Annotated in this window: 9 protein-coding genes; 5 read left to right on the forward strand and 4 right to left on the reverse strand. The window is 61.9% G+C overall.

Annotated features, from left to right (window positions below):
- Positions 1–10: 10 nt before the first annotated feature.
- Positions 11–1,687, forward strand: a complete 1,677-nt coding sequence (locus OUZ45_RS05300; RefSeq protein WP_266168893.1) for a ShlB/FhaC/HecB family hemolysin secretion/activation protein — start codon at positions 11–13, stop codon at positions 1,685–1,687.
- Between the two features lie 117 nt (positions 1,688–1,804).
- On the opposite strand, the gene OUZ45_RS05305 is transcribed toward OUZ45_RS05300, so the two are convergent.
- The 4 genes from OUZ45_RS05305 to OUZ45_RS05320 all read right to left on the reverse strand — a co-directional run bounded on the left by OUZ45_RS05305 (position 1,805) and on the right by OUZ45_RS05320 (position 7,014).
- Positions 1,805–3,625: an agmatine deiminase family protein gene (locus OUZ45_RS05305; RefSeq protein WP_266168894.1), complete on the reverse strand. Its 1,821-nt coding sequence runs from the start codon at positions 3,623–3,625 to the stop codon at positions 1,805–1,807.
- Positions 3,626–3,774: 149 nt separating this feature from the next.
- Entirely contained in the window at positions 3,775–4,893 is a 1,119-nt protein-coding gene (locus tag OUZ45_RS05310) for an agmatine deiminase family protein (RefSeq protein ID WP_266168895.1), read from the reverse strand.
- Between the two features lie 218 nt (positions 4,894–5,111).
- A complete protein-coding gene (locus tag OUZ45_RS05315; RefSeq protein ID WP_266168896.1) occupies positions 5,112–6,365 on the reverse strand; it encodes a sensor histidine kinase in 1,254 nt (417 codons plus the stop codon).
- Positions 6,334–7,014 (reverse strand): response regulator, encoded by a 681-nt coding sequence (locus tag OUZ45_RS05320; protein ID WP_266168897.1) that lies wholly within the window; start codon positions 7,012–7,014, stop codon positions 6,334–6,336. Before OUZ45_RS05320 ends, OUZ45_RS05315 begins: the two co-directional genes overlap by 32 nt.
- An 818-nt stretch (positions 7,015–7,832) precedes the next feature.
- Between OUZ45_RS05320 and OUZ45_RS05325 the strand changes: the two genes are divergently transcribed.
- From OUZ45_RS05325 to OUZ45_RS05340, 4 genes are all read left to right on the forward strand, one after another.
- Positions 7,833–16,676 (forward strand): YDG domain-containing protein, encoded by an 8,844-nt coding sequence (locus OUZ45_RS05325; RefSeq protein ID WP_266168898.1) that lies wholly within the window; start codon positions 7,833–7,835, stop codon positions 16,674–16,676.
- Positions 16,677–16,719: 43 nt separating this feature from the next.
- Positions 16,720–18,396, forward strand: coding sequence for a ShlB/FhaC/HecB family hemolysin secretion/activation protein (locus OUZ45_RS05330; protein WP_266168899.1), 1,677 nt, complete (start codon positions 16,720–16,722; stop codon positions 18,394–18,396).
- 1 nt (position 18,397) lies between these two features.
- The gene (locus OUZ45_RS05335) at positions 18,398–18,721 is read left to right on the forward strand and encodes a sulfotransferase (protein WP_266168900.1); all 324 of its coding nucleotides are present in this window, start codon (positions 18,398–18,400) and stop codon (positions 18,719–18,721) included.
- A gap of 121 nt (positions 18,722–18,842) precedes the next feature.
- Positions 18,843–19,248, forward strand: a 406-nt coding sequence (locus OUZ45_RS05340) for an IS110 family RNA-guided transposase (protein ID WP_266168901.1), incomplete at its 3' end; no start/stop codon positions are given.

Genomic DNA, 19,248 nt, shown 5'->3' on the forward strand with positions numbered 1-19,248 from the left:
ATGCCTGCCAGTGACACGTTCCATCACGTTGCGCTTGTCGCCCCTCGCCATGACCCTGTTGGCTGCCCCTGCGTTCGCGCAACAGGTACCGCCCAGCAGCGGCCAGCTATTGCAACAGGCGCAGCCCTCACAGCAGCAGTTGCCCCGCAGTAAACCGGCAGTGCAGATCCAGCCCCCCGAGACTGCCCAAGCCAACGACAACACCCCTTTCGATGTGAAGCAGATCGTTGTTGGCGGCAACACGGTTTTCGATAACGCCACACTGCATGCACTGGTCGCCTATGGCGAAGGCCGCACGCAAACGCTCGCGACGCTCTCGGCCATCGCTCAGCGCATTACTGACTTCTATCGCGCTCACGGTTATCCGTTGTCCCGTGCGATCGTACCGGCACAAGCGTTGAATGATGGCCTGGTGCAGCTCAAGATCGTCGAGGCGCGCTACGACCAGGTGCAAGTGAGCAACCACAGCCGTGTCCAGACGAGCCTGCTCAACGCCACCCTTAGTCCGCTGCAATCCGGCCAACTGGTAACGCAGGATTCCCTGGATCGCCAGTTGCTGCTGTTGAACGATCTGCCAGGGGTGCAAGGGCATGCCGTACTAGGCCCCGGCAACGCACCCGGAACCAGCAACCTCAGTGTTGACGCGCAGGCGCTGCCGGCCGTAACCGGCAACCTAACGCTGGACGATGGAGGTGATCGCTATACCGGTCGATTCCGTCTCGGTGGCAACGTGGCTGTGAACAATCTGGCGGGCCTCGGCGATCAGCTCAGCGCGGGGGCTCTGGTTTCCGACGGGCACATGCATTACGGCCACGTGGCCTACGACTTTGCGTTCAATGGTGCGGGCACCCGGTTCGGACTGGCGTACTCCGCGCTGTCCTACCAACTGGGCGATGGCCTGTCGAAACTGGATGCCCGAGGGCATGCCACGGCAGCCAGCGCTTGGTTGTTCCAGCCCATCGTGCGCAGCCCCAACACAAATCTCAGCGTCCGACTGCAAGTCGACAATCGCCATCTGGCGGACGACACCGGCAGCACCGGTGTGCACGACGACCGCCACTCGTGGGACTGGATGGCCAATGGCACGTTTGATCACCGTGATGAGTGGGGCGGGGGAGGTGTGACGCTGGCACAACTATCGGTGACACGCGGGCAACTGGGTTTTGACGACCCCGCAGCAAAGGCCAGTGATGCCCTGACGACTAACAAGCAGGGCCACGAGCTGCATTGGGATGGCAGTGTGAGCCGTCTGCAGATGATCACTGCCACGACGCGCCTGTACGTGGCACTCAGTGGTCAGTACAGCCATCGCAACCTGGATTCCTCCCAGCAGTTCCTGCTTGGCGGCATGCAGAGCGTGCGCGGCTACGAAGTGAGCACACTGGCGGGTGCTTCCGGATACTTGGCCGCGGTGGAATTGCGCCACGACTTGAGCCTGCCGGGCGGTGCTTGGCAGGGTAGTGCGTTTGTCGATCAGGGTGGCATATGGATCAACCCGCAGCGGTGGGCCGGCAACACCGGCAGCAACCATGCCACGCTGAGCAGCGTGGGCTTGGGGCTGAACTGGGCGGGCCCGGATCAATGGGTGGCGCAGATTCAAGTGGGACAACCGGTAGGCAGCACGCCGGCACGGGCGGGCAAGCGTCCGTCCACGCGAGCGTGGGTGCAGCTCAGCAAGGGATTTTGACGTGACAGCGTGTACTTTCGTTTGAACCCAACTCGGGCGCCGGAGTTGGGTGATTCGGGAGCGTTATCGTCATGGGACTAATGCGCGCCAACGGAAGGCGGCCAGGCTACCGTTACATCAGCTGATTTGCTGCTGTGTCGCGCAATGTATCGTGCCGCCGCCGTTCGCAATGCCGTCCGTGGTTATCTGAATGACGTAACGCTCAGGGTAGATGGCCTGGACGATCTGAAACGCGAGCAGATCATTCGTCGGATCGCCGAACTGCGACATGACTATGCACCGGTTCGCCTCATAGTAGCCAACGTAGCCGGCGGCGAACGTGATTTCAAAGCCTGGCCTGTATGTCACCAGCGCGTTGTTGATGCCCGTTGATCGCACATTGACCGTCGACTTGACCTTGCTGAGGTCCGGAGTCGGCAGAAGAACGATGTTGATCTGATCGCGCTGCCGCAAGAGCGCGGCGAGATCGCTGATGGGAATCTGATTGATGGTTAGCGAGCCCAATGTGACTACGGCCGTGGGTACCCCCGCAGGCATCGGTTGCCATACCTTCACCACCGGTGCGGCCGAACCGAAATAGGTCAGGTTTTCTTGAGCCGTCGTCTGCGGGGACGCGCCGCCCGGCAGGCTGGCCAGCAAGGCGGACAAGTTCAGAGCATCAACCGATGTAGGCTGCCGGTCATTGTCGTTGACCTTGCCGCCATCCCATGTGGCCAGGATCACCGTCGCAAAGGCAGATGCTCCAGCGGACGGGAACCGCATGTAAAAGTCGGCATGGCCATCGGTAATTTCGGACGCCCTGACACCGGGAATCCAATAGACCTTGCGAACGCCGAGCAGTCGATTGAATTCGCCCTCTATCTCTGCAACCGTCTTGGATGGGTTGCGGTTGTTGTTGATCACGCAGCTCTTGGTGACGATGGCCAGCCCGTTGCCACTCAATTCCACGCCTCCTCCCTCCATCGTGAGCCACGTGGACATCGGGGTTGCCCCGGTGCGCTCGATGATCGAGTGCGCAACGTCCATGTCGCCATCAATGACCTGGAACTCAACGCCACCCAGGCCGTTGGCTGCATCGAAGGGTCCCATCTTGACGGTGTCGTATCGAAAGAGCGAAGCCAGGCCGGTGGCCTGACGAAGACCGTTGAGATTGTTGGCCGACGGCGCCAGCCCGTCATTGTTCGGGCCAAAGCCCTGGCCCCATCCGTTGAAATTGAAGTTGATACCGTAGGTCCGGCCATCCGAGCCCTTGGCGAAGACGGGCGCGGTATCCCGAACCCACAGGTCATTGATCGGCTGCCGTGCAAAGCTGACCCGATCAGATCGAATGGCAGGCAACGGCTTATCGGCATCCGGCCCGGTCGTAGGGGAGGCGACCAGGATTCGTCCGCCAGGCACTCCGTTGGCCGTTGTCTGATAGGGCGACTGCGTTGTCGAAGCGCTGATCGGCGCTGACGTGAACTGGATGGTGTTCTTTTCGCCGACGCCGGCAATCATGCGGGCCACGTGTGCGTTCGCATCGACCAGATCCTGATCGCCGCGGTTGAGGTTCACGCTCCTGGGCGTGTCGACAAGCATGTTGACCAACTCGAAGCGCGACAGCTGCGTCGCGATACGAATAAGGTCTTCGCGCGCCATGGCTCGGGTTAGAGGCAGGTCCGTCGACCCGTTCCGGTTGGCGGCCACCATGGTGGCATCGTCACCCCAGGCGGACACCGTGGCGCCAAACGCCATCCATGTCGCCGCGTGCTCCGCACCTTCGCTGGGGACTTTGAGGGTCACGGAAGTAGGCACCCCCGGATTCCCGGGCGTGTTGCCGCCCGCGGCGGCGTCTTCGCCACCGCCGCCATCCCCGCCGCACCCTGACAAGGGAGCGACCAAGAGAAAGGCACCGGCTGTCATCGATGCTTCAATAAACTTGCGTCTCGTCAATTTCATGATCGTTGCATTAGGTAAAGCGTTAGCGGACTACGCAGCCGACATGGCTTTGCGTAAGTCCACAGACGCGATCAAGGTAATCGATGCGCGAACGCATCAAGAAAGGTTGGCCAGCCCATGGGGCGTACGACCGAAACACTAAAGCCTTGTCAGAAGCTGCCCTCTGGCTGCTGCTGAGTGACGCAATGGATCATGCCGCCATTGGCGTAGAGATTTCGCACATCGATCCCAACCACCACGCGATCCGGGAAAACCCGCTGAAGCGCCGCTTTGGCGACGGCGTCGTTCGCGTCGTTATACGTTGGCATCAGCACGACCGAATTGCCGACATAGAAGTTGACGTACGAGCCCTTGTATCCGAGGTCCTTACCGTAGCTCGTCACCACGTTGTTTTCGGTGAGCGGCAATTGAACGAATTTGTATGGCGCACCATTGACATCTTTGGCAGCGTAAAGTCGCTGGATGTCGGTGGAGGAAAGGCCCCAGTCATTGAGGTCGGCCGGACTCATCGTGGCAATGGTGTCGCTTGTCGCAAATCGCGCAAAGCCGTCGATATGCATATCTGTGATGTCGGCATTCCGAACACCGTCCAACCAGATGAAGTTTGAAACACCCAGGTTGGCGGCAAGCACCGCATCCATCTGATCTTCGGTCACATCTGGATTGCGGTTGGGGTTGAGGATAGAACTGCGCGTGGCCAGAAAAGTGCCGCGCCCATCGGTTTCCACGGCACCGCCTTCAACAACATAGTTGCTGAGGTCGACCTTCGACATATTGAGCTCTCTCGCAACCACCGCGGGAACTTCCGCGCTCAAGTGATACGACTGCTTCTCGCCCCAGCCATTGAAGCCCCAGCTTTGAATAGCCATGGCGTGGTCAGGGCCATAAACGAAAACTGGGCCGTTGTCGCGAACCCACACATCGTCCGTGGGCTGAACCACGAAGGTCACGTTGGCCAGCGGGATGTCGGCTTCAGTCAGCAGATTTTGAATGCGCTCCTGCTCGCTGGCGCTGTAGGCGACAATGTGAACCTTTTCGCCGCTTACCAGGGAGCGCGTCATTTCGATCCAGGTCGACTCGATGCGGTCCCTGTAGGTGGAGCCATAGGTATAGGAATGCGGCCACTGCAGCCAGGTGCCTTCATGGCGGACATTCTCGTGCGGCATCGTGGTTTGGGCACCGGCACATGCTGTGCTGAGAAGTGCCATGGCGGCTAGAAGCAAAGCCGGGCGACGGGTGGCAAGGCGTTTCGTTTCGCGATGTGACATGGCGTTACCTCGGGGTGCGCGCCGGGCGCATGAAGGGTTCGGCTGGCACCTTACGGGGCCAACCTGATATCGAGCTGACACCCCGGCCTTGCTTTCCCGTCACCGCACCATTTCATGTGGCGTCACCCATACCTGACCCGCCCTGTATCCAGCACCTTTCTTGGGAAGGGCAGGCAAGACGAACAATGCATGTTTGTTGGGGGTTTCCAGCCCAGCCTTCAGCTGATCTGCAGGCGCACCCTGGCGCCGTGCGGCGCGAGGTTCTCGAGAATCAGCTGGCCACCATGAAGTTCGGCAATGTGCTGCACGATGGATAAGCCAAGACCGTAACCCGGGCTCCCTGGTGCCTTGCGAAAAGCCTCCCGCGCACTCGCCAACTGATCCATCGGAAAGCCGGCGCCATCATCTTCAATCGTGACCGTGTGATGGCGCACTGTTACGTGTACCGAAGCGCCGGTGTCGCTGTCGGTACGTCCATGGGTCAACGCGTTCTCGATCAGATTGCGCACCGCGATTTGCAGGAGGCGCGGGTCCGCAACGACAACGGACTCCTCCATGTCCGTGGTGATGCCATGTCCCTCCGGAAGCGCCGCTTCTACGATCAGGTCAAGGCGGACTTTTTCCTTCATGACCCCGGCGGCCGACGAGTCGAGCTGCGCCAGAAGCAGCAGCTTGTCGATCAACGTCGCACTTGTTCGCGCCACATGACGAACCTGCGTAAAACCTTCGTCCAGCGAGATATCTCCGTAACCCACCGAATCGCAGATGGCGAGCAGGTTGGCCACCGGTGCACGAAGTTCGTGGGCCGCTGCCGCGATCAAGCGCTCACGGATATCCATGGTCTCCACAACAGGGCGCAGGGCCTGGCGAGCCAGCAGGGTGCCGACCGCGAGGCCGAGCAGGGCAAGCGCGGTCACTGCAAACAGGAGATTGCGCGTAAAGACGGCGTGTGCCGCATCGATCGCTCTTGGGTCGCCCAACACGAGGATCCTCGCCGCAACGTGATCGGCGTCGTCGTAGGTGGTTTTTGCCAAAGACAAATAAGAGGCGCCCGAGCTGTCGCGCCCCTCGCGGATCACGCCGTCCTCGCTGCCCGCATTGGCATTCGCCAGCTCGGCGGGAGCGCGGATGTTGAATATGGCCTGTTTGGGCCTTAGCAGGACGGTATCGGGCGATCGTTGCGAGATAACCCAGATATCAACGCCGCCAGTGAGCAGGCCAGGCTCTTTGTGGAGGAGTTCGTCGTGGAAGCGGCCTTGTGCATCGAACCAGCTCAGCCCATAAACAGCCATCGCCCGCAGCCGCAGCATGTCTTCGAGCCCGACGCGCCCCAGCCGAGCATTCATGCTTATGGCCAACGTGCCCAGGCACGCGATGCCCACGATCCACGCGACAGCCCAACTCACGGTGAGCTTCAGATACAGACGCTGGTGGATGGTGTTATGACGACGCTTTGTCATCAGGCGCCTCAAGGATGTATCCAGCGCCGCGCACTGTGCGAAGCAGCGGCGGCCCGCCCAGTTTTCTGCGCAATGACGCAATGATCACTTCTTCGGCATTGGACGCCGGCTGATTTTCCTCACCCCAACACCCGGCGATCAGCTCATCGCGCGACACGACCTTTCCAGCACGCTCCGCCAACAACTGCAGGGCGACAAACTCCTTGTTGCGCAGAGGGAGGGCAATGCCGGCGCGCCGAACTTCACGACGCCCGACATCAACCTCGAGGTCGGCAATACGAATAATGCTAGGCCTGATGACTGATCCACGACGCGCTATCGCGGCAAGGCGAGCAAGCAACTCTTCCATGTCGAACGGTTTGACCAGATAGTCATCGGCCCCAACCTCGAAGCCACTCAGCCGATCAGCCACGCGATCGAAAGCGGTCAGGAACAGCGCAGGCGTGGTCACTCCGCGGTCTCGCCAGCCCTTCAGGCGAAGCAGTGCATCGCCATCGGGCAGGAGCCGGTCCAGGACCCATACGTCGTAGGTATATGACTGGATAAACGATTCGGCGGTGGCGCCATCAGCCGCCTCATCAACCGCATGCCCTGAAGCGCGGAGCCGTTTCGCGATGGCATTCCTGACAGGTGCCTGGTCCTCAACAACTAAAGCGCGCATGACTCAGATGACTGGAATGCTAGTCAGTTCGCTGGAGCATAGCGCATGCCCAGACGCAAAGCGGGGCAGGCGCCTTTAGATCCGCGGCCTGGTCGCGGAGTAAGGGCTAGTGACGCACTGGTCGGACTGGCGTCGGCAAAACCCTGAAAGGTCCGTGTGCTCAAAGCACGCCAAAGCGATTGGGAGCCGACGCGCGACTAGCTCATCGTGGCCCGGCACTGCTTAGGCGGTGCAGCGTCTAGAGGCCGGATATACGTGTGCAGCCGACACGGACGCCAGAGCTAGGGGATGCTTGGCAAAGGGGAGGAGTCCATATACGGATCTTCGGCCGCCGGCTCCGCAGTCAGGTCGCAGGGGAGGGCTGTGGGCACAAAAAATTGCGATCGATGCCGACGACATACTGGTGGGCGTGGATCGCCATGGGCCACGCCGCTCAGGCGGATCATGCCGATCAGAACGAAGTGCCAGCCGTTGGTCTGGCCACTGCGCAATTCCATGCGGTGGGCGACGACCCGAACGGGCGAGGTCAAAGAGCATTTTGTGATATGAATCACAAATGGGAGGCATGGCGGCCGGCTCAATCTCGGCCCAAGGTGTCGAATTTTTCAGCAACGCGAATCGTTGTTGATTTCGTTGTGCCACCGCGCTGTTGCTGGCGGCGAACGAGAGAGTTGGCACAAAAGCTGCCTTGAGTTTTTGGGTATCGCCATTTGAGGGGACACACGGCTCGTGCGAAGCGTGCGTGATATCGGTCGACCCACTACCACATGACGTGAAGTTTGGCGCTCAGACCTGAGCACCACACAGGGGGCAATCTGGTGAACCATATCTTTCGGTTGGTCTGGAACCGCAGGCTGGGCGTGCTGCAAGTGGCGTCCGAATTCGCCCGCAGTCGTACCAAGGGTGGTCGCAGCGCTGAAGGTGGCACGCGCCGCGCGGTGTGGTTGGCTGGCTTGCCCCTGAGCCTGCCGCTGCTGGCATTCGCCGCGGCACCGTCGCCGGGTATGGTCACGGCGAAGCCTGCCCTGACTACGTCCTCCACCGTGGCGGCCAATGCACTGCCTACCGGCGGCCAGGTCACCAGTGGCTCCGGTCAGTTGGCGCAACGTGGCGACACGCTCACCGTCACCCAGCAGAGCCAGAACCTATCGCTCAACTGGCAGACCTTCAACATCGGCAGCCAGTCCACCGTGGATTTCGTGCAGCCGGGCGCCAACGCCATTGCGGTCAATCGCATCGCCGATACCAACGGCAGCCAGATCTTTGGCCACCTCAATGCCAACGGTCAGGTATTCCTGATCAATCCCAACGGCATCCTGTTTGGGAAGGGCGCACAGGTAAACGTGGGCGGCCTCGTCGCCTCGACGCTGGATGTCAACGACAGCGTGTTGGGCACCGGCTCGCTGACCTTTGGCGGCACCGGCAAGGGCAGTGTGACCAATCTGGGCACCATCAACGTCACCGGTGGCGGCTACGCAGCCCTGCTAGGTCATCAGGTCAGTAACCAGGGGGCGATTCACGCCCAGCTAGGCAGCGTGGCGCTGGCCGGCGGCAGCGCCGTAACGCTCAACTTCGGCGGCAACAAGCTGGTGAGCGTGCAGGTGGACAAGAGTGCGCTCAACGCGCTTGCTCAGAACGGTCAGCTGATCGAAGCGAATGGCGGCGATGTATGGATGACGGCCGGTGCACGCAACAGCCTGCTCGCCAGTGCGGTGAATAACACCGGCACCATCGAGGCGCAGACCGTACAGAACCAGCATGGTCACATCACGCTGCTGGGTGGCATGGATGCGGGCACTGTCAGTGTGGGTGGCACGCTCGATGCCAGCGCGCCCAACGGCGGAAACGGTGGCCAGATCGAAACGAGCGCAGCGAAAGTCAGCGTTGCGAATTCCGCAAAGATCACGACGGCGGCTCTTCTGGGTCTGTCCGGAACGTGGCTGATCGATCCGAATGATTTCACTATCGCGCCCTCTGGTGGTGACATGACGGGCGCCGCACTCGGCACCCAGCTGGGCAGCGGTAATGTCGTTATCCAGTCCAGCGCGGGCAGCACCAGCGGTAGCGGCAACGTGAACGTGGATGACACGGTGAGCTGGGGCTCGAACACGCTGACGCTGGACGCACAGAGCAACATCAATATCAACAGGATGATGACCGCAAGTGGTTCGGCGGGTCTCGCATTGAACTACGGCGGCTATAACGGTACGACCGTTACCACGCCGGCTGTGGGCACCAGCGTCAACGTGGGACTGGGCGGCAGTGGGTTCGCTGGTCAGGTGAACTTTACGGGTGGTAGCAACGCGCTAAGCATCAACGGGAACAGTTATACGTTGATCAGCAGCGGTGTCGCGCTGCAGAGCATGGGTACGAGCGGATTCTATGCGCTTGCGGGAAATCTGAATCTCTCGGGCAGTTTCACACCGATCGGAACCAACACCACGGCGTTCTCGGGTGTGTTCGACGGGCTTGGCCACACCATCACCGGCCTTTCTGTCACGGGGAATTCCTCCCTCACCGATGTGGGTCTGTTTGGGGCATCCTCGGGCACGATCCGCAACGTTGGCTTGCTGGGGGGGAGCGTTTCAGGCGCAGCCTCAGGCACGGCTTTGAGCCTGCCAATTAGCATCGGCGGTCTGGTGGGCGATAACTCAGGCACCGTCAGCAACGTTTTCACAACGGGAACGGTTAGCGGTTCTGGTGATAGTGCGAATATCGGCGGATTGGTTGGCACTAACGAATCCAACGGCACTATCAGTAACGCTTACGCCAAGGGAGCGGTTAGTGGGTTGTCATTTGGAGACTATCTCGGCGGTCTCGTCGGGACCAACAACGGCACGGTTAGCAATGCCTATGCCACAGGTGCGGTGAGCGGTTCCTATGGCGGCGGCGCCGCGGCGGACTATCTCGGCGGGCTGGTCGGCTATGACACCGGAATAATCCAGAACGCTTATGCAACGGGCAATGTGTCGTGGAACTCCGGTGGGACTAATAACAACAATGCGATTGGCGGGTTAGTAGGTTTGATGAGCGCTGGCACGATCATCGACACTTATGCCACAGGCAGCGTGTCGACGGGTGATGCAAGCGATCAACAGGGCGGTCTGGTTGGGTCTGTCACGGGCGGCACGACTACGGCCAGCTATTGGGATACGCAGAGCACCAATCAGCAATACGGGACTGGCGGTGCCGCCGCAACCGGGATGACCGGCTTAGACAACACCCAGATTGTGCAGCAGAGCAATTTTTCCTGGACTCCCGCAACCAGCGGCGGCAGCGGCGCCACCTGGCGAATCTACAACGGCTACACCACACCCTTGATCGAAAGCCTGCTAACTCCGCTGACCATCAGCGCGAGCAATCAGACGGTGACGTATAACGGCACCAATCAAGCCAGCGCAGTATTGAGTTATTCGCTTGCGTCGCCGGATCTTTCGGCGATCACGTTGGGGCTGACGAACGCGCAGCACGCCGGTAGCTATGGCGAGAATGTTTCGTCGGCGTATTCCACCAGTTACGATCTGAGCTTCGGCACGTCGAGCGCGACCCTGACGATCAATCCGGCGACACTGACGCCGACATTGACCAATAGCGGCGTGACCAAAACCTATAACGGCACCACCGCTGCACCGGTCGGTTTTACCCCGACGTATAGCTACAGCGGACTGATTGCCGGCGATACCAGCGCCAGCCTGACTGACACCAGTGCGAGGTACAACAGTGCGCACGTGGTCAACGCTGGCAACGTCACGGTATCGGGTCTGAGCATCAGCGGCATTACCGGCAGCAACGGCTCGCTGGCGAGCGATTACACCTTGGCGTCCACTAGTGCGAATGTGGCGGCGACCATCACACGCGCCATACTGACGCCGAGACTGACGAACAGCGGCGTGACCAAGGTCTATAACGGCACGACCAATGCACCGGTCGGCTTTACCCCGACGTATAGCTACCTTGGCTTGGTCCCTGGCGACACCGGCGCCATCCTGACCAACACCGGCGTGGCCTACAATGGCGTGCACGCGGGCAGCGCCTCTCGCATTACCGTATCGGGCTTGCGTATCCTCCTCGTTACGGGCAGCAACGGTTCGCTGATCAGCGATTACACCTTGGCACCCAACAGCGCGAGTGTGGCGGCGACCATCACACCCGCGACATTGACGGCGACACTGACCAACAGCGGCGTGACCAAGACCTATGACGGCACGACGAATGCGCCAGGCGGTTTTACGCCGACGTACAGCTACAGCGGCTTGATCTCCGGCGATACCCGCGCCAGCCTGTCCAACACCGGTGCGGCTTACAACAGCGCCCACGTGGTCGGTGCCACCAACCTCACGCTATCGGGGCTGAGCATCGGCAGCATTACCGGCAGCAACGGTTCGCTGGCCAGCGATTACACCTTGGCATCCAGCAATGCGAATGTCGCGGCGACCATCACGCCAGCACCGCTGACGGTATCGCTTTCCAATACCACCAACGTCACCAAGACCTACGACGGCACCACAGCGGCACCAGGCGGCTTCAGTCCGACGTACAGCTTCGCGGGCCTGGTGTCGGGTGATAGTGCTACGGCGAGTAGTTCGGCGACGCCGGTATTCAATGCGGCGCACGTCGCCTCGGCAACGGCCATCATGCAAGGTGGCCTGTCGCTGGCATCGGTCACCGGTAACGGCACTGACAACTCCGTGCTGGGCGATTACACCTTGGCGAGCACCACCGCCGTCACCGGCGCGGGTGTGGCAAGCATCTCGCCGTTGGTGTTGACGGCCACGGCACCGACTATCGGCGGCACGCTGACCAAGGTCTACGACGGCACCACGGCGGCGGCCGGTGCCAGTTTGAGCGGCGGCAGCGTCAGTGGGGCCCTCAGTGGCGATAGCTTGTCGCTCACTACCGGCGGCATCACGCTCGCTTACAACAGCAGTCACGTCGCAAGTGCCAGCAGCGTCGATGCCAGCGGCAGTCTCGGGGTGAATATCACCTCCAGCACGAACGGCAGCCAGAGCACTGACTATAGCCTCGCTGCACCAACCATCGCTGCGGTGGCTGGAACCATCACACCCGCGACGCTGACGTCGACCTTGACCAACAGCGGAGTGACCAAGACGTACGACGGCACGACGAATGCGCCAGGCGGCTTTACGCCGACGTACAGCTACAGTGGCATGGTCTCCGGCGATACCAGCGCCAGCCTGAGTGACACCGGCGTGGCGTACAACAGCGCGCATGTGGCCAGCGCCACCGACATCACGGTATCGGGCCTGAGCATCAGCGGCATTACCGGCAGCAACGGTTCGCAAGCCAGCGATTACACTTTGGCATCCAGCAATGCGAGTGTGGCGGCGAGCATCACACCCGCGACGCTGACGCCGACGTTGACCAACAGCGGCGTGACAAAAACCTATAACGACACGACCGCTGCGCCAGTCGGTTTTGCCCCGACGTACAGTTACAGTGGTTTGGCCACGGGCGATATCGGCGCCAGCCTGACTGACACCGGCGCGGCTTACAACAGCGCGCACGTGGCTAGCGCCACCGACATCACGGTATCGGGTCTGAGCATCAGCGGCATTACAGGCAGCAACGGTTCGCAGGTCAGCGATTACACCTTGGCATCCGCCAACGCGAGTGTGGCGGCGACCATCACACCCGCGACGCTGACGCCGACGCTGACCAACAGCGGCGTGACCAAGACCTATGACGGCACGACGAATGCGCCGGGCGGCTTTGCCCCGACGTATAGCTATAGCGGGCTGATTGCCCGCGATACCGGCGCGAGCTTGGCCGACACCGGTGCGGCTTACGACAGCGCGCACGTGGCCAGCGCTACTGACGTTACGGTATCGGGCTTGAGCATCAGTGGCATTACCGGCAGCAACGGCTCGCAGGCCAGCGATTACGCCTTGGCGTCCAGCAACGCGAGCGTGGCGGCCACCATCACGCCAGCGCCGGTGACGATATCGCTTTCCAACACAACCAACGTCACCAAGACCTACAACGGCACCACGGCGGCACCCGGCGGATTCAGCCCGACGTACAGCATCGCAGGCCTGGTGTCTGGCGACAGCGCTACGGTGAGTAGTTCGGCCACGCCGGTGTTCAATTCGGCTCACGTCGCTTCGGCGACGGCGATCGCGCAAGGCGGCCTGTCGCTGGCATCGATCACCGGCAACGGCACCGACAACTCCGTGCTCAGCGATTACACCTTGGTGAGCACCACCGCCGCCACCGGCGCGGGCTTAGCAAGCATCTCGCCGTTGGTGTTGACGGCCACGGCGCCGACCATTGGCGGCACGCTGACCAAGGTCTACGACGGCACCACGGCGGCGACCGGTACCAGTTTGAGCGGCGGTAGCGTTAGCGGTGCGCTCAGCGGCGATAGCCTCGTGCTCGATGCCACTGGCATCACGTTGGCTTACAACAGCCGTCACGTCGCGAGTGCCAGCAGCATCAGTGCCTCCGGCAGCCTCGGGGTGGATATCGGCAGCAGCACGAATGGTAGCCAGAGCACCGACTACAGCGTGGCGCTACCACCCATCGCTCCGGTAGCCGGAACCATCACGCCGGCACCACTGACGGCGACCCTGACCAACGTTGGTGTGACCAAGACCTACGATGGCACGACCGCCGCGCCAATCGGCTTTATACCGGCGTATAGCTACAGCGGACTGATTTCCGGCGATACCAGCGCCAGCCTGACCGACACCAGTGCGACGTACAACAGCGCGCACGTGGTAGGCGCTACTGACGTGACCGTATCGGGCCTGAGCATCAGTGGCATTACCGGCAGCAACGGCTCGCAGGCCAGCGATTACGCCTTGGCGGCCAGTAGCGTAAATGTCGCAGCGAGCATCACGCCGACGATGCTGACGCCGACGCTGACCAACAGCGGCGTGACTAAGAAGTACGACGGCACGACCGCCGCACCGGCTGGCTTTGCCGCAACATACAGCTACAGCGGCCTGGTCTCCGGCGATACCGGCGCCAGCCTGACTGACACCAGTGTGGCTTACAACAGCGCGCACGTCGCCAACGCTACCGGCATCACCGTATCGGGGCTGAGCATCAGCGGCGTTACCGGCAGCAACGGTTCGCTGGCCAGCGATTACACCTTGGCATCCAGCAATGCGAATGTGGCGGCGACTATCACACCCGCGACGCTGACGGCGACACTGACCAATAGCGGCGTGACCAAGACCTATGACGGCACGACCGCTGCGCCGGGCGGCTTTGCCCCGACGTATAGCTACAGCGGGCTGATTGCCGGCGATACCGGCGCCAGCTTGGCCGACACCGGTACGGCTTACGACAGCGCGCACGTGGCCAGCGCTACTGACGTTACGGTTTCGGGCTTGAGCATCAGCGGCATAACCGGCAGCAACGGTTCGCGAGTCAGCGATTACGCCTTGGCGTCCAGCAACGCGAGCGTGGCGGCCACCATCACGCCAGCGCCGGTGACGATATCGCTTTCCAATACCACCAACGTCACCAAGACCTACAACGGCACCACGGCGGCACCCGGCGGATTCAGCCCGACGTACGGCATCGCAGGCCTGGTGTCGGGTGACAGCGCTACGGTGAGTAGTTCGGCCACGCCGGTGTTCAATTCGGCTCACGTCGCCTCGGCAACGGCGATCATGCAAGGCGGCCTGTCGCTGGCATCGATCACCGGAAACGGCACCGACAACTCCGTGCTAAGCGATTACGCCTTGGTGAGCACCACCGCATCCACTGGAGCAGGGGTGGCAAGCATCACGCCGGCGACTTTGACACCGACGTTGACCAACAGCGGCGTAACCAAGACCTACAACGGTACGACCGCTGCACCGATCGGCTTTGCCCCGACATATGGCTACAGCGGACTGATTGCCGGCGACACCAGCGCCAGCCTGACCGACACCGGGATGGCCTACAACAGCGCGCACGTAGCCAGCGCCACTAACGTTACGGTATCGGGCCTGAGCATCAGCGGCATTGCCGGTAGCAACCTCTCTCAGGTCAGCGATTACGCCTTGGCATCCAATAATGCGCGTGTGGCGGCGAGCATCACGCCGGCGACACTGACCCCAACCTTGACCAACAGCGGCGTGACCAAGATCTATGACGGCACGACTGCCGTACCGGTGGGCTTTGCCGCAAGGTACAGCTACAGCGGCCTGGTTTCCGGCGATACCGGCGCCAGCCTGGCCGACACCAGTGTGGCTTACAACAGCGCGCACGTGGCCAGCGCCACCAATGTCACGGTATCGGGGCTGAGCATTGCCGGTATTACCGGCGGCGTTGGTTCGTTGGTCAGCGATTACACCTTGGCATCCACCAACGCGAGTGTTGCCGCGACGATTACACCCGCGACGCTGACGCCGACCCTGACCAACAGCGGCGTGACCAAGATCTATGACGGCACGACCAGTGCACCGGCCGGCTTTGCACCGACGTACAGCTACAGTGGACTGGTCTCTGGCGATACCAGCGCTGCCCTGGCCGACACCGGCGCGGTCTACAACAGTGCGCAGGTGACCAACGCCACTAACTTCACGATATCGGGCCTGAGCATTGCCGGCATTACCGGCAGCGTTGGTTCGTTGGTCAGCGATTACGCCTTGGCGTCAGGCAGCGCCAGCGTGGCGGCGACCATTACACCGGCGCCACTGACGGCCAGTCTTACCGGCCGGATCAGCAAGGTGTACGACGGCACCACCTCGGCGACGCTCATGCCGATCGATTACACGCTGAGCGGTTTTGTCAGCGGGCAGGGCGCGACGGTGACGCAGGCCAATGGCACCTATAACAGCAGCGACGTAGCCAATGCCAACACGGTCACGGCGACATTGGACAGCGGTAACTTTGTTGCCAGCAGCGGCACGAACCTGTCCAACTACACGTTGCCCACTCATGCGAGCGGCGCGGCAAGCATCACGCCGACATGGCTGCTGGTGACGGCGAACAACACCAGCAAGACTTATGACGGTATCGCCTACGGCGGCGGCAATGGTGTGGTCTACAGCGGCTTCGTCGATGGGCAGACCTCCACCGTGCTGGGAGGTGCGCTGAGCTATGGCGGCAGTTCGCAAGGCGCCTTGAACGTGGGCAACTACGCGCTCACGCCTGGCGGCCTTGCCTCGAATAACTACGCCATCACCTACGACAGCGGCACGCTTTCGATAACACCGGCCACGCTGATCTATGTGGCGACACCGGTGAAGGTATACACCGGCCAGGCGATTCCGCCGCTGACAGGTACGGTCACCGGTTTCCAGGGGAACGACACCTTGGCCAATGCGACTACTGGCTCGCTGAGCTTTACCACCCCAGCCACCCCGCAGAGCCCGGCCGGGCATTACGCCATGACCGGCAGTGGCCTGGCCGCGAACGATGGCGACTATGTCTTCGTACAGGCTGCTGCCAATGCACTGGCGTTCAACGTGGTGGTCGGCGGTGGCGTGGTGTTGCCGAGCGTGGCCTATCTGCAGCAGCTACTGGGTCGGCCGGCGCCTAGTGGCACCGTGCTGTCGTCGGGTGGCTTACTGGTGCCGACGATGGCCGCGCCAGACGGGTCGTCGTCGGCCGCGGTACCGCTCCGGTCCGCTACCTCGGCTGTCGCGGGAGATCTCTACACCCCGGATATCCGCGTAGTGGGTGGCGGCGTGCGCCTGCCATAACGAATCGCACCCTCTCTCTTCCACGCCTTTCGGATGCCTGCCAGTGACCCGTTCCATCACGTTGTGCCTGTCGCCCCTCGCCATGGCCCTGTTGGCTGCTCCTGCGTTCGCGCAGCAGGTGCCGCCTACCAGCGGTCAGTTGCTGCAACAGGCGCAGCCGCCACAGCAACCGTTGCCCCGCCGTGAACCGGGAATACAGATCCAGACGCCCGAAACCGCCCACGCCAACGACAACACCCCATTTGAGGTGAAGCAGATCGTTGTTGGTGGCAACACGGTTTTCGATACAGCTACATTGCATGCGCTGGTCGCCGATGGCGAAGGCCGCACGCAGACGCTGGCTACGCTCACCGTCCTCGCGCAACGCATCACTGACTACTATCGCGCCCACGGTTATCCGTTGTCCCGCGCTGTCATACCGGCACAGGCGCTGAATGATGGCGTGGTGCAGCTCAAGGTCGTCGAAGCGCGCTACGACCAGGTGCAAGTGAGCAACCACAGCCGTGTCCAGACGAGCCTGCTCAACGCCACCCTTAGTCCGCTGCAATCGGGCCAACTGGTAACGCAGGATTCCCTGGATCGTCAGTTGCTGTTGTTGAACGATCTGCCAGGCGTGCAGGGGCATGCGGTGCTAGGCCCCGGCAGTGCGCCCGGGACCAGCAACCTCAGCGTCGACGCGCAGGCGCTGCCACCCGTGACCGGCAATCTCACGCTGGACGATGGAGGCGATCGCTATACCGGTCGTGTCCGTCTAGGTGGCAACGTGGCTGTGAACAATCTGGCAGGCCTCGGCGATCAGCTCAGCGCGGGGGGCCTGGTTTCCGACGGGCACATGCATTACGGCCGCCTGGCCTATGACTTTGCGTTCAATGGCGCAGGCACCCGGTTCGGACTTGGGTACTCAGCACTGTCTTACCAGCTGGGCGACGGTTTGTCGGATCTGCACGCCCGAGGGCATGCCACCGACGCCAGCGCGTGGTTGTTTCAACCCATCGTACGCAGCCCCGACACAAACGTCAGTGTCCGACTGGAAGTCGACAATCGCCATCTGGCGGACGACACCGGCAGCACCGGCGTGCACGATGATCGCCACTCGTGGGACTGGACGGCCAGCGGCACGTTCGATCATCGAGACGACTGGGGCGGGGGAGGCGTGACGCAGGCGCAACTGTCGGTGACACGCGGGCAACTGGATTTTGACGACCCGGCGGCGAAGGCCAGTGATGCCGTAACGGCCAAGACCCAGGGCCACGCGCTGCACTGGGGCGGTAACGTAAGCCGCCTGCAGATGATCACTGCTACGACGCGCCTATACGCGTCGCTCAGTGGCCAGTACAGCCATCGCAACCTGGATTCCTCGGAGCAGTTTCTGCTCGGAGGCATGCAGAGCGTGCGTGGCTACGAAGTGAGCACGCTGGCGGGTGCTTCCGGTTACCTGGCCACGGTGGAATTGCGCCACGACTTGAGCTTGCCGGGCGGTGCTTGGCAGGGTAGTGCGTTTGTCGACCAGGGCGGCATGTGGATCAATCCGCAGCCGTGGGCCGGCAACACCGGCAGCAACCATGCCACGCTGAGCAGCGTGGGCTTGGGACTGAACTGGGCGGGCCCCGATCAGTGGGTCGCGCAGGTGCAGGTGGGACAACCGGTAGGCAGCACGCCGGCCCAGGCGGGCAAGCGTCCGTCCACGCGAGCGTGGGTGCAGCTCAGCAAGGGATTCTGACGTGACAGCGTGTACTTTCGTTGGTGTCACCGGCCTGCCGCGTGCGGGCTCGACACTGTCGTGCCAATTACTCGCGCAGCATCCTGAGATCCAGTGCGAAGGGCACAGCTCTCCGTTGTGCAACACGTTGCTCGGCATCCGGCGGATGATCAGTGACGATCAGTTCTTCCTGTCGCAGCTGGACTCATCCTTTGAGACGAGCTACGCACACCTGGCTTCGGCCATGAAGGGGTTTCTGCGCGGCTGGCATCAGGACAGCGGTACGCACCGAACGTTCAGCCTGCAACTGTCGCTGCGCAACGCGAGTACTTTGAGGCGTGGCTGAAAAGCTTCTGAGTAAGGTCCGCTTCCGACCCAAAACAATGAGATGGACTCCTCCCCGTCTTCGGCATCGAGTGCCAGACTGGAAGCGATAGAACCAGTCGCTGGCGAAGAGGAGTCCACCCATGAAGCTTACGCGCCTTGGAGTTGACGTGGCCAAGCAGGTCTTCCAGGTCCACGGGGTCGATAGACACGAGCAACCGGTATGGCGTCGCCGCCTGTCGCGCGAGCGGTGGTTGAAGGCGGTACTGGAGGTGGCCGAGCCCGGCTGCGAGATCGGCATGGAGGCGTGTGGTGGCGCCCACCATTGGGCGCGGGAACTTCAGTCACGCGGCTATCGCGTGAAGCTGATCGCGCCACAATTCGTGAAGCCGTATGTAAAGAGCAACAAGAACGATGCTAAGGATGCCGAAGCGATCTGCGAGGCGATGAGTCGTCCGAGCATGCGCTTTGTGAGTGTGAAGAGTGTCGCGCAACAGGATCTGCAGGCGATGCATCGGGTGCGTGCGAGCCTGGTGGAGCAGCGCACCG

It is taken from the genome of Dyella subtropica, from assembly GCF_026283965.1.
Classification (GTDB): Bacteria; Pseudomonadota; Gammaproteobacteria; order Xanthomonadales; family Rhodanobacteraceae; genus Dyella_D; species Dyella_D subtropica.